We start from the raw sequence: 11,646 nt of genomic DNA, 5'->3' as shown, positions 1-11,646 counted from the left end.
GGGTATAACCAGGGGAATGGCGAGGGACGGGAGTGCGGCAGGTGCGGGCGCCAGCAAGCGTCGCCCCCAGCTCACCAGCCGCTGAATGAGCTTAAGCATCGACGCCTCCCTTGGCATCGCGGCGGGTAGCGATCCAGCTGCGCGCCGCAGAGTAGCCGCCCACGACACCGAGGTAGATCAGCCAGACGTCCGGCGTCAACGAACCGGAAACACCTTGGTAGATGAACATGCTGGTTGCGGCCGCGCAGGCGACATTCGCCCACAATTTGCTGTGGCTCAGCCGGTTGGTTGCGGGGTTCTTAAACAGGTCGCCGAGGCTCATTGGTAACCCCGCGCCAGTTCGAAGTGGGGGAACTCGCGGAACGGCGCATTGGGACGGCCGTACCAGTTCAGCCCAAGCTCCATGCCGATCCGGCCCATCGTCTGCCAGGCCGGGTGCTTGGCATCCCACATTGCCTTGCCATTCACCAGGGGCACGACATCGAACGCACGCGCGGCCGGCTTGCCCTGGATCATCGCGTTGTGGGCCGATTGGCCGGCGCGAGCATTGGTGACTTTGGAACCCGGCTTGGTACGTCCCTGGGCGTAGAGCTCGTCTTGCTCCGCGCCGGAGCGCCAGGTGGTGGTGATCAGAGCGGTGACCCCGGCCGCTTCACAGCGGCGCACGAACTCGCGGCAGATAGGCTGCAAGTCGGGGTGCAGGTCTTCAATACGACGGCTGGCCATGTTTTCCTCCTGTCAAAATGAAACATGCCACCCATTCTCGGGTGGCATGTTCAGAGGAACTTTTAAAGGAGTTTAAGACCCCTTGTCGTACAGCCTGATCGGTCCTATGTCTTTATAAGCAACGGTGACTTCCTCTACCTGGTAAGGGGTACAGCTTAGTGCCTTTGCATCTTCAGAGTTGAATAGAACTACATTCGCCCCCCCAAACTGGCTTCGAAAAACGACCCCATCAAAGCCCTCATTTTTTAACATCTCAGTAATAATTTGGGTAGGCACATAATCAATGGCATTGTCTGACCGATTGACAGGCATAGAAAAAGCGTCAGAAACCGAGCGTAGTGTCATCTTGTTCTTAACGTCCTCGCTAGGTGAATTGCCATTTAAGTCAACCCAGAGATTGCCGTGGGTTTCGGGGCCTTGAATGCGCAAATCTATCAGTCGTAAATCTCTTACAATCTCAAAAACAGCAACTGAAATGTCTGCGCCACGCCATGGGCGCAGTTCGGAAATCGCCGTGTCAACACGCTCAGCCAAATACAAAACGGGTATGCCCCGGGAGTTAGCACGCCCATCTCCTACGTACTCAGCGTTAGGTATCATTCTGTCCTTGTCGAAAGGCCGTGGTGGATGCTCACCATCCAGAGGCTCAATCCCAATCTGGGCACGAAAAAGATGAAAGCCCTTTTGTAGGACCTTCTCTTTTTCTATTAGTACCGCCTTGACCTTATCCAAAAATTCGCGAGTTTTCTGATCCCATACATATCGTTGCTTCACTTTTACATGATGGGCAAAATTTCCATACTCGGTCATCCAAACACACGTCTTTGTAGTATCAACAATTCTCATGACTAATGCCCTTACCCACGATTTGTTTTTCCTCCTAGCTTTGGGCAGGTATAGGCTACCGTACCCACGCTGCCATCGGCTCTAACCCCCAGCACTTTCAGGCAACCCTTACGGGGAGGAGTCTCACTGGTGGAGGCAATCTGCTCTGTCGATAAGGCTGTATCCCCAGCCTTGCTAACTTTTAAGCACTCCCCACTTTGTGCCAGGTACTCCTTCCATGCACCGGCTACCACGCCAGGGCTGGACTCTTTGCCTGCTTGGGTAACATAGAGCTTAGCCAGCCACCAACTTTGAGCATGAACCCCTGCGGCAAAGCAACGACCAAACGGACGGTCAAAAACTGAGGTGCCGAACTTTTTCCCATCCTCTTTGAGCCTACTCATGCGCTTGCTCTGATCATGAATAGCCTTCTGATCTCCGGACTTCAAGATGGGCTCTGCAGCCTTGGTCGCCACATCAAGATCACGAATGTAGGTGCTTGCATCCAGCGGACTGGCTGCAAATATTTGACCTGCAAAGAACAGTGCAGTTAAACCCAAAAATCGCATCTCAGCTTCCTTTTAAAGGCTACTAGAACAGCCTCTCCATACCATCGGCTGGGGAGGTTTGCTCTAAATTCATCTCGGGAATCGGTTCAGGCTCTACTCGTTGTTGGCGCTTGGGCTTGGCTTGTTTTTTTGGCAAAGCTTTACTTTTGGTCTGTGGGCTCTTGGGAGAAATAGCCTGCCACTGCGGGGCGAAACCATCTTTGCCTGATACACACCGAAGGTTGGTCGCATTCTTATTGTCGATGATGCTGCCAACCGTGAAAAGGCTGCCACCATACTCACAGCGCACCAGTTGCTGCTGGGCGAACTGCAACTGCCCAGCCAAAGAGTAACGCTGATATCCAAAGAAGACCGACACAGCAATTGCAACCACAGTGATTGCGATCAGAACAGCAAGGTTCTTCCTCGTCTGTCCAAGTATGTCCGTTGCCGATGCACACTGCGAGCAGTGAGATGGCGTGCGCTGGCTTCTCAGGTAGGCAACAGTGTTCTGTGCCTCGCTTAGCGCTCTCTCTTGTTGAAGAAGCCGCTGCTCAAGCTTGTGCTTGGCTTGCTGTGCAAATTTAAGCTGGTCTGAGTAGGAGGTATGCTTTTCCGTCAGCTGATGCAGCGCACTCGTTGTTTGTTTTAGCTGGTACGCCAACTCCGCGCGTTCTAGCAGCAGATCAACGATGGCATGCGCGGCATCTCGATGCCCCAAGCACATTGCATCAACGTTTTCGACCCCAATCGTCTTGTGCAGAAACGTCCAAGTCCGCCCGCCATGCTCACCATACTTCTCATGCAGAATCTTGACTTTATTGTTTATCTCTACTCGCTCTTTGCCTGTGAGCGGTCGTCCTTGGTCGTGGTGGATATGGTTATTGATGTTGCCATTTGCCAGCTGCCCGTTGAAGTCGCCGTATATGATTTGTTTTTTGCTCGTCTCCATACAACCTCTTAGCTCTTCTTATGTCGATGCTTCCCACCAAAATTCATTGTGCCTGTATTGATTGCATCTCCTTCCACCATCTGACCGTTGAAGTCTCCAGCGACCTGCACCGAAGCGCTGCTTTCAGTTGATGGAGCAGACTTCGTCACAAGTTTGACGACAGCCTTAGCCAACTGAACTGCATCCACTTTCTTTTCCAGCGACAACAAGTCGACCGCATCCAGCACTGCCTGGTGAACAGCAGACTCTCCAATGCCATGGCCTTGCCGTTGGTTGGTGAGGACATATGCAACATCAACCCCTGTTCCCGCTAGTGCGGCAAGCAGTTCCGCAGAAAGCCGTTTTCTTCCACCGAGCACGTCCCGTAGCCCTTGGGAATCTGGCTCTCCAATAGCCTTCGCTGCAGCAACTGGCTTCAAACCAAGGCGCTCAAGCTCTTCCTTTAGACGAATGTGTAACAAATACACGCTCCACGTTTGACATTGTGGAAATATTCCACAATAATCACTTCAACAAAACCCAAACATCATTTGCACACCTAACCCTGCAAGGAGACTGTGCAAATCCCACAGGAGCCAAAGCATGACCCCTGCACAAGTCAAAGCCAAGTTCCGCCGTGAAGGCCGGACCTTTACCCAATTCGCCCAAGAACACGGCTATACCCGCAATGCGGTGTACCGCGTCCTCAACGGTTTCGATAAGGGCAACTACGGCAAAGCGCACGAAATCGCGGTCAAGCTGGGCTTGAAGTCTAGCGATCAGTTGCCCGCGTAAAGGTCAAACACCATGTCCGCCCACGCATCCACTTCACCGGCCAACGCCGCCACCGCTCCGGGTTCTAGGCCGGCAGCCTTCGGCGCCGCCACATATTGCTCCAGCCTGTCGACCAATTGCTGGGCATCCACCACGCCGGCCTTGATGGTGGCGTCCAGCAACATCTCGATCACCAGGTTCTGCGCGGTGATCTGGGCCTGCAGTCGTTGTTCCAGTGCGGACATCATTGGCTTCCTTGTGCGAATTATCTGCTTTTCATGCTACTTGGCGCAAACGTCTTGCGACAGATGCAAAACCGCACTTTGTTTGGAAGCCGCTTTACCGGAGGTATTCCAATGACCAAGCGCAATTGGAAACGTACTCAGCCAAGCTCGCTGCGCAATGCACTGGAGCTGTGCAAGGACTACGCCAAAGAGCGGCATAACCTGTCGGTTGAGCGCATTGCCGACCGCATGGGGCTGAGCGACCACTGGACGGTTTACAAGTGGATTCAGACCGGACGCATTCCCGCCAACATGATCCGCGCCTACGAAACCGTGTGCGGCATCAACTATGCCACCCGGTGGCTGGCCGCCAGCGGCGGCAGCCTGCTGATCGATATTCCGTCTGGCCGCAACGCCTCCGCCGAAGACATGCAGACCTTGCAGAGCGTGCTGAACGACGCCGCCGGCCGGTTGCTGCAGTTCTACGCAGGCAAGGCTCAAGCCGCCGATACCCTGGCGGCCATCCAGCAGGCGATGGAAGGCCTGGCCTGGCATCGCGGCAATGTCGAGAAACACATGCAACCCGAACTGGAACTGGGAGGCTATTGATGAGCGCGCCAAGCCAAACCACCAAGAGCGCCGAGAAGGTGCTGGAAGTCCTGACCGTGCTGCTGGGGCACTTCGCCCACGGCCTGACGCCGGGCGAACTGGCCAAGGCCACCGACCTGTCGCCGTCGAACATCACCCGCTACGTGGCGACGTTGGAGGAAAAGGGCTTTGTCGAGCGCATCCCCGAAACCGGCCGTATCCGCCCCTCGGTGAAGCTGGCCCAGCACGCGGTGAGCATTTTGCGCGGGCTGGAAGCCTCCCGGCAGCGCCTGGATGAACTGACTTCCCGCATAACGATTGAACGATAAGGACACGATATGGCACGCACCCCGAACACCACTATCCCCGAAGCCTCCCCAGCCATTGAGCTGCGGCCAGATGCCGCCGAGGCGGCTAACGTTCTGGCCGCAGTCACTGCCGAGTATGGCGAAGGACGTGACCTTATGAATCAGCTGCTGGGTCAGGCGCAGATGGCAGAGGCATTTTCTAAGTTTTCCAAGACGGTCTTGGTTTCTAAATTGGCCTTCGTCAAGGAAAACAAGCTGTATCAGCAACTTAGTGGCAAACGCACCCAAGACGATCTTGAGTATTCGGGGACTTGGGCAGAGTTTTGCAATCTACTGGGCTGGACACCTGAGCATGCGAATGAGGCGATCGCCAATCTACGTAATTTCGGCGAAGAAGCTCTGGAAAGCATGTCTCGCATGGGCATCGGTTACCGCGAACTGCGTCAATTCCGCAAGCTGCCAGACGACCAGAAGTCCGCCCTGATCGAAGTGGCCAAAACCGGCGACAAGGAGTCCTTTGTCGAACTGGCCGAGGAGATCATCGCCAAGCACGCCAAGGAGAAGGAGGCATTGGCTCAGCGAGTCGAAGACGCCGAGGCCGACCTGGAGGCACGGTCGCGGGTGTTGCAGGACAAGAGTAGCAAGATCGACCAACTGACTGAGGACGTTGCCAAGTTGGAGAAACGAATCTCGGTAATGCCTCCAATTGAGATAGGTGAACAGATCAGGGCCGAGGCAACCAGCATGGCCTCGAAAGCCGAGGTCAGCATTCTTGCCGTGCGTCATGCGTTGACTGCTTTACGCGAGCACACCGAGCAATACGGCGTTTCACATGAGGATGTGATGGCGGGCCTCCTAAGTCAGATGGAGTTAGGTATTCGTCAGTTGCGCAGCGAGTTCGGCGTCAAGGAGCGCCCGGACGGACAGGAGGTTCCAGATTGGCTGCGCGATCCTGAGCCGGTGCTGCCGGCCAATGATGGTCAGCTCGACCTGCTGCGGGCGGAAGGGTAAGCCATGAGCGCCGTCATGAACGAACGTGTTGTGGCTGCGGCCCTGGCCGCCCGCACAGCCGGGCATGGCGACAAGGGTGCCATTTACGATGCGGCTTGCCGCGAGTTGGGCATCTCTCGCGCCACGCTGATGAAGAAGATCAAGGAACTGACGCTGACATCGCCGCGCAAGCGCCGCTCGGACGCGGGCCAGAGTGCGCTGGAGCGCGACGAGGCGCTGCTGATCTCCGCGCTACTGATGGAGTCCACCCGGAAGAACGGCAAACGGCTGTACTCGGTGGCGGACGCCATCGAGACCCTGCGTGCCAACGGCATGATCCGGGCCGAGTTCCTGGACACCGCAACCGGCGAACTGCGGCCGCTGTCGGAAAGCACGATCTCCCGCGCCTTGCGTACTTACGGCCTGCACCCGGATCAACTGCTGGCCCCGGCCCCTGTCACCGAGTTGGCCAGCCTACACCCGAACCATGTATGGCAGATCGACGCCAGCTTGTGCGTGCTCTATTACCTGAAGCCCTCGGCCGATACCCGCGCCAACGGCTTGCGGGTGATGGACCACGCCGAGTTCTACAAGAACAAGCCGAAGAACGTGGCGCGCATTGCCAGTGACCGGGTGTGGAGCTACGAAATTACCGACCACGCCAGCGACTGGATTTATGTCGAGTATGTGATGGGCGCGGAGTCCGGCGAGAACCTGTGCTCGGTGTTGATCAGTGCGATGCAGGAACGCGGCGGCGCCGATCTGCTGCACGGCGTGCCTCGCAAGTTGATGCTGGACGCCGGCTCGGCCAACACCGCCGCGATGTCCCGCAATCTATGCCGCGCGCTGGGCATCGAGTTGCTTGTCCATAAGGTGGGCAATGCCCGCGCCACCGGCCAGGTGGAGAACGCGCGCAACATCATTGAACGCAAGCTGGAGCCGGGCCTGAAGTTTCAGCCGGTCAATAGCCTGGACGAGCTCAACGCGCTGGCCAAGCGGTGGCGCATGCATTTCAACGCCACCGCCATCCATAGCCGTCATGGCAAAACCCGCAGCCAGGCCTGGATGGCCATCCAGGCCAGCCAGTTGATCAAGGCGCCCGCTGTGGAAGTATGCCGCGAGCTGGCGGTGGCTCAGCCGGAAAGCCGCAAGGTATCGCCGAAGCTGCGGGTGTCCTTCCAAGGACGGGAGTACGACGTGTCGACGGTGCCGGATGTGATGGTGGGCGAGAAGCTGATGGTCACCCGCAACCCGTGGCGCCAGGACGCCGCCCAAGTCGTCCTGGTGGGCGAAGACGGACGCGAGGTGTTCCATGTCGTGAACGAGGTGCTGAAAAACGAGTTCGGGTTCGCCACGACGGCCGCCACCTTGGGCGAGTCGTACAAACAGCACGCCGAGACGCCGGCCCAGGTCGCGCTCAAGCAGATCGAACAGATCGTCACCGGCACCGACAGCCCGGCGGCGGCCGAGGCCGCGCGCAAGGCCAAAGAGATTCCCTTTGGCGGCCGTCTGGACCCTTACAAGCATATCGAAGAGGCGGAACTGCCAGCCTACTTGCCGCGCCGTGGCACTGAACACGGGCTGGCCGCGCCCCAGGTTGAGTTCCCGCCGTTGACTCTGATCGAAGCCGCCAAGCAGCTGAAACAGCGCGTCATCGCCGCTGGCGGCGAATGGACGGCTGATCGTTTCCAGTGGCTGGCTCAACGCAACCCGGCCGGTGTTCCCGAAGACCAGCTCGACGCGATTGTGGCCGAGCTATGCAGCCCCACTGCGGGCATGAAGTCGCCGCTTCGCGTGGTGAAGACGGCATAAGGAGAGTGTCATGTTGAAGCTGAAAAGCGTACTGCAGGCCGTGGGCCGCAAGCAGTCCGATCTGGCCGAACACCTCGGCCTATCCCAAGCCTCGGTGGCCCAGATCGTCAATCACGGCGAATGGCCGAAGAGCCTGGATGAAACCGATCTGCAGGAAAGCATCATCCGCTTTCTGCAGACGCACGGCGCGGCCGATGGCGACATCGACAGCGTCTTTGAAGAGGTGAGCGAGCCGCGCACCAACGCGGCCCGCTCGGTCTCCCCGTCGAAAACCGCTACAGAGTCCAACCAGGAGGAATCCATGTTACTGCGTAAACAAGCGCTGTTTCCAGCGACCCGCAAGCATTTCAACTTATTCCGCGACCCATTTGGCGATGACGCCATCCAGTCGCACGAGGATATGTACGTCAGCCCGGACATCCGCTATGTCCGCGAAGCGATGCTGCAGACCGCCAAACACGGCGGCCTGCTGGCGGTGGTGGCCGAATCCGGCGCCGGCAAAACCACGCTGATGCGCGACCTGGAGGACCGCATCCTGCGCGAGACCCCGCCGATCCTGCTGATCAAGCCCTATGTGCTGGGCATGGAGGATAACGACCAGAAGGGCAAGACTTTGAAAGCCACGCACATCGCCGAAGCGATCATGGCCACCGTGGCGCCGCTAGAGAAGCCGAAGAGCAGCCCCGAGGCGCGCTTCGCCCAGTTGCACAAGGCGCTCAAGGAAAGCCACGCCGCCGGCTTCCGCCATTGCCTGGTGATCGATGAAGCCCATGCGCTACCTATCCCCACCATCAAGCACCTGAAGCGTTTCTTTGAATTGGAGCTGGGCTTCAAAAAGCTGCTGTCGATCATCCTGATCGGTCAGCCCGAGTTGAAAACCAAGTTGAGCGAGCGCGACGCGGCCGTGCGCGAGGTGGTGCAGCGCTGCGAGATGGTGGAGCTGGCCCCATTGGAGGGCGGCCGCCTGGACGAATACCTGAAGTTCAAATTCGAGCGCATGAGCAAGCCGGTCGGCGAAGTGATCGACGCCAGCGGCATCGACGCCTTGCGCGCCAAGCTGACGGTGGCCACGCGCCGGGATCGCCCGGAGACGGTGTCGCTGCTGTATCCGCTGGCGGTGGGCAATCTGCTGACGGCGTGCATGAACCTGGCCGCCGACCTGGGTGTGCCGTTGGTCAACGCCGATGTGGTCAAGGGGGTGTGACATGGCACCGCAAGCGGTTATCTCAAAAACACCCAACAGCAACCAGGTAGTGCTGTCGGCCATCCGTGGCGTGGTCGATTCGGTGGAAGCGTTGGCTGAAAACGGTTTTGTGGTGGTGGCGGTGGAACTGTCGTCCGTGCTGCGTCCTACGATCCGCATCCAAAGCTGCGGCAAGTGCCAGCGCATGATCAACCAGGGCGAGGCGGTCTATTACAGCTACGGCCGGCGTGATCACTGCGGCCCGTACCGGGAAGGCCAGTTCATGCTGGGCCGCTGCCGTGTGGTGTGGACCGAGTTTGGAAACTGAGGAGATCAACATGCACAAACTGAATCAGGAAGTAGCGGCGCTGGTTCGCATCGCGGCGTACCAGTCTCCCAGGATCATGCGCGAGGCCTATGCCGGCCAGCAGCACTTCGACATTCGCCGCTTCGGCAATCACACCTTGGAACTGGTGGCGGACATGTACTCGCTGCAGTTTGAGGACGAGGAGCGCATCGACCCGGCGATGCAGTTCAGCTGCACGGACTGGGACCAGGAAAAGATGGTGTTGCCATCGACCTGCAGCCGTGAGGCCTTCTACCTGCTCTACCGCACCGGCCGGCAACTGGTGCGGAGCAAGCGCCGGCTGTTGCAACTGGTGCCCAGGGCGGCATGAACACGGCGCAACCGGAACTGGACGCTGCCACCCGGCAGCGTCTGGCCGAAGAGGTGGAGCGGCTGGTGGCGCAGGGGACCGACCGCCGCGAGGCCCGGCAAATCGTCTGGCTGGACTACCTCGACGAGCTGAAGCCGTTCCAGGTTGCGCCGGCGAACTCGGCGCCGGCCCCGGAGGAGGAAAAGGCCGAGCTTCCTGTTGAGCCCAAAGCTGAAGTACCGAATACCCGCCCTCGCCAGTTCTGGAGCGCATCGGCCGAACCTCAATTTACCGATGAGTGGCTGCGAAAGAACCGGAAGGAACTGGCGAAAGTGAAGCAAATGATGATGAGGATCAGCAAATGACTACCGAACAAAACGTACCGGCCGGCTACTGGCAAGACGCCAAGGGCTGCCTGGTTCCCGAAAGCATGATCAAGCCGATAGACAAGGAGCGCGACCGGCTGGTGAAGGAACTGGTCGACAAGGCCCGTGGCGTCACCAAGGTATTGGCCGACTTCAAGGCTCAAGCGTTTGGCGACATCTCCGCCTTCATCGATATGTCGGTGGAGCAATACGATGCCAAGCTGGGTGGCAAGAAAGGCAATTTGACCCTCTACAGCTTCGACGGCAAGTACCGCATCCAGCGGGCGATTCAGGACCGCATCGCTTTCGACGAACGGCTGCAAGCCGCCCGCGTGTTGATCGACGAATGCCTGGCGGACTGGACGGAAGGTGCGCGGCCGGAGCTGCAGGCCATCGTCAACCAGGCCTTCGACAGCGACAAAGAGGGGCAGATCAACACCGCCCGCGTGTTGGCCCTGCGCCGCTACGCCATCCAGGACGAGCGCTGGCAGCGCGCAATGGTGGCGATCGGCGAAGCCGTCCAGGTGGTGGGCAGCAAGTCCTACATTCGTGTTTACGAACGCATCGGCGAGACGGATCAGTACCAGCCGATCGCTCTTGATATTGCGGGGGTGTGAGATGGCCAAGGGCGCTAATGGAAAGCTTCCTGTGACGCATGTCGATAACCGTCAGCGCCTGATCCGCTTGATCCACGTAGCCAAGCGCGATCTCGCACTGGATGACGACAGCTATCGCGCCATCCTGCTGCGGATTGGAAAACAAGCATCATCGTCAAAGCTGACAATTCCACAGCTCAGCCAGGCTTTGGAATACATGAAGCAGGCAGGCTTCAAGGTGCGTTCCAAAGCCGGCGGGCGGCCCCTGGCGAAAGACTGCCAGTCAAAGATGATTCGCGGCATATGGCTGGAACTCGCCGGCATGGAAGTGGTGCGTAACGCATCCGAGGAAGCCCTGGCGACATTCGTGAAGCGCATGGCCAAGGTCGATACTTTGCAGTGGCTGTCGACAGAGCAAGCCAGCCTGGTGATTGAGCATCTAAAGGAATGGCGCCAGCGCGTGGTCAAGACCCGCCGGGCGCAGCTACACAAGGCCATGGGGTTGTCGGTGCCGACAGGTATTGAGGCGCAGGCGGCGCAGGAAGAGCAAATGCGGGAGGCCGCCGGCGCGGTGCTTGGGCGCAAGGCCCGCGTCACAGAGATGACCGAGACGGATTTCCAGGCGGTGCTGGGCCACTTCACCAAGGAGACCATGCAATGAGAGACCAATTTCGAAGCAAAGGCCCTGAGCTGCTCCTCGACCTGGCCGATCATGTGGCGGTGGCCCTGGTGGAGCTGGCCAGCATGGAGCAAGAGCGCGCCATCCAGTTGGGCAGAGAGATCGCCAACCGCATGGCCATCCACTGGGGCGGCCAGAACGTGTATTTCCCGATGGGGCTGTCAATCCGGCTATCAGAAAGAGACCGCCGTATCTTTGACGATTTCGATGGCGCCAACCATAGCGAACTCGCACGCAAGTATGGCGTGTCGATACAATGGGTCTACAAGATCGTGAAGGCAGTCCGCCAAGAAGAAATGGCCCGTCGGCAAGGCGATATGTTTGGCCATTGATTGACCCAAGCAGCCAGCGATAACTGTTTCACTGGCTGCAACACATTTCCAAGTCCCATCCCACGAAGTCCACCATCATCCCGAGTCATCCCGGATTTATCTCGGTAAA

19 protein-coding genes are annotated in these 11,646 nt (G+C 58.5%); 12 read left to right on the top strand and 7 right to left on the bottom strand.

The window, feature by feature from the left end:
* Nucleotides 1-91 precede the first annotated feature (91 nt).
* From NK214_RS06110 to NK214_RS06085, 6 genes are all read right to left on the bottom strand, one after another.
* On the bottom strand, nucleotides 92-322 hold the full coding sequence (locus NK214_RS06110; RefSeq protein ID WP_253313980.1) for a hypothetical protein: 231 nt from the start codon (nucleotides 320-322) through the stop codon (nucleotides 92-94).
* Nucleotides 319-726 carry a M15 family metallopeptidase gene (locus NK214_RS06105; protein WP_107732289.1) on the bottom strand — a complete coding sequence of 136 codons (408 nt, stop codon included), beginning with the start codon at nucleotides 724-726 and terminating at the stop codon, nucleotides 319-321. The genes NK214_RS06110 and NK214_RS06105 overlap by 4 nt, the downstream gene beginning before the upstream one ends.
* Nucleotides 727-798: 72 nt before the next feature.
* Nucleotides 799-1,572: an RES family NAD+ phosphorylase gene (locus NK214_RS06100; protein WP_253313979.1), complete on the bottom strand. Its 774-nt coding sequence runs from the start codon at nucleotides 1,570-1,572 to the stop codon at nucleotides 799-801.
* Between the two features lie 11 nt (nucleotides 1,573-1,583).
* Nucleotides 1,584-2,120, bottom strand: coding sequence for a hypothetical protein (locus tag NK214_RS06095; RefSeq protein ID WP_253313978.1), 537 nt, complete (start codon nucleotides 2,118-2,120; stop codon nucleotides 1,584-1,586).
* Nucleotides 2,121-2,142: 22 nt separating this feature from the next.
* On the bottom strand, nucleotides 2,143-3,051 hold the full coding sequence (locus NK214_RS06090; RefSeq protein ID WP_253313977.1) for a hypothetical protein: 909 nt from the start codon (nucleotides 3,049-3,051) through the stop codon (nucleotides 2,143-2,145).
* A gap of 8 nt (nucleotides 3,052-3,059) precedes the next feature.
* A complete protein-coding gene (locus NK214_RS06085; protein ID WP_253313976.1) occupies nucleotides 3,060-3,512 on the bottom strand; it encodes a hypothetical protein in 453 nt (150 codons plus the stop codon).
* A gap of 121 nt (nucleotides 3,513-3,633) precedes the next feature.
* Between NK214_RS06085 and NK214_RS06080 the strand changes: the two genes are divergently transcribed.
* Complete coding sequence (locus tag NK214_RS06080) at nucleotides 3,634-3,825, top strand: DNA-binding protein (RefSeq protein ID WP_253313975.1); 192 nt, start codon at nucleotides 3,634-3,636, stop codon at nucleotides 3,823-3,825.
* On the opposite strand, the gene NK214_RS06075 is transcribed toward NK214_RS06080, so the two are convergent.
* Nucleotides 3,810-4,049 carry a hypothetical protein gene (locus tag NK214_RS06075; RefSeq protein WP_253313974.1) on the bottom strand — a complete coding sequence of 80 codons (240 nt, stop codon included), beginning with the start codon at nucleotides 4,047-4,049 and terminating at the stop codon, nucleotides 3,810-3,812. The genes NK214_RS06080 and NK214_RS06075 overlap by 16 nt on opposite strands.
* Before the next feature lie 111 nt (nucleotides 4,050-4,160).
* Between NK214_RS06075 and NK214_RS06070 the strand changes: the two genes are divergently transcribed.
* From NK214_RS06070 to NK214_RS06020, 11 genes are read left to right on the top strand one after another with little or no spacing between them, the layout of a single operon-like run.
* Nucleotides 4,161-4,637: a hypothetical protein gene (locus NK214_RS06070; protein ID WP_253313973.1), complete on the top strand. Its 477-nt coding sequence runs from the start codon at nucleotides 4,161-4,163 to the stop codon at nucleotides 4,635-4,637.
* Entirely contained in the window at nucleotides 4,637-4,945 is a 309-nt protein-coding gene (locus NK214_RS06065) for a helix-turn-helix domain-containing protein (protein ID WP_081575243.1), read from the top strand. The genes NK214_RS06070 and NK214_RS06065 overlap by 1 nt, the downstream gene beginning before the upstream one ends.
* A 9-nt stretch (nucleotides 4,946-4,954) precedes the next feature.
* On the top strand, nucleotides 4,955-5,935 hold the full coding sequence (locus NK214_RS06060; protein ID WP_253313972.1) for a hypothetical protein: 981 nt from the start codon (nucleotides 4,955-4,957) through the stop codon (nucleotides 5,933-5,935).
* Between the two features lie 15 nt (nucleotides 5,936-5,950).
* A complete protein-coding gene (locus NK214_RS06055) occupies nucleotides 5,951-7,726 on the top strand; it encodes a DDE-type integrase/transposase/recombinase (RefSeq protein WP_253313971.1) in 1,776 nt (591 codons plus the stop codon).
* A gap of 10 nt (nucleotides 7,727-7,736) precedes the next feature.
* A complete protein-coding gene (locus NK214_RS06050; protein WP_253313970.1) occupies nucleotides 7,737-8,930 on the top strand; it encodes an ExeA family protein in 1,194 nt (397 codons plus the stop codon).
* Between the two features lies 1 nt (nucleotide 8,931).
* Complete coding sequence (locus NK214_RS06045; protein ID WP_253313969.1) at nucleotides 8,932-9,237, top strand: hypothetical protein; 306 nt, start codon at nucleotides 8,932-8,934, stop codon at nucleotides 9,235-9,237.
* A gap of 10 nt (nucleotides 9,238-9,247) precedes the next feature.
* The gene (locus NK214_RS06040; RefSeq protein ID WP_253313968.1) at nucleotides 9,248-9,586 is read left to right on the top strand and encodes a hypothetical protein; all 339 of its coding nucleotides are present in this window, start codon (nucleotides 9,248-9,250) and stop codon (nucleotides 9,584-9,586) included.
* The gene (locus tag NK214_RS06035) at nucleotides 9,583-9,930 is read left to right on the top strand and encodes a hypothetical protein (RefSeq protein WP_253313967.1); all 348 of its coding nucleotides are present in this window, start codon (nucleotides 9,583-9,585) and stop codon (nucleotides 9,928-9,930) included. The genes NK214_RS06040 and NK214_RS06035 overlap by 4 nt, the downstream gene beginning before the upstream one ends.
* Entirely contained in the window at nucleotides 9,927-10,547 is a 621-nt protein-coding gene (locus NK214_RS06030; protein WP_253313966.1) for a DUF3164 family protein, read from the top strand. Before NK214_RS06035 ends, NK214_RS06030 begins: the two co-directional genes overlap by 4 nt.
* A 1-nt stretch (nucleotide 10,548) precedes the next feature.
* Nucleotides 10,549-11,187: a gp16 family protein gene (locus NK214_RS06025; protein ID WP_253313965.1), complete on the top strand. Its 639-nt coding sequence runs from the start codon at nucleotides 10,549-10,551 to the stop codon at nucleotides 11,185-11,187.
* The gene (locus NK214_RS06020; protein ID WP_048410762.1) at nucleotides 11,184-11,537 is read left to right on the top strand and encodes a Mor transcription activator family protein; all 354 of its coding nucleotides are present in this window, start codon (nucleotides 11,184-11,186) and stop codon (nucleotides 11,535-11,537) included. The genes NK214_RS06025 and NK214_RS06020 overlap by 4 nt, the downstream gene beginning before the upstream one ends.
* Nucleotides 11,538-11,646: the final 109 nt, after the last annotated feature.

The organism is Chromobacterium sp. S0633, from assembly GCF_024158805.1.
Lineage (GTDB): Bacteria > Pseudomonadota > Gammaproteobacteria > Burkholderiales > Chromobacteriaceae > Chromobacterium.
Note: the sequence above shows the minus strand (reverse complement) of the source record. Positions and strands in the feature narration are given on the sequence as shown.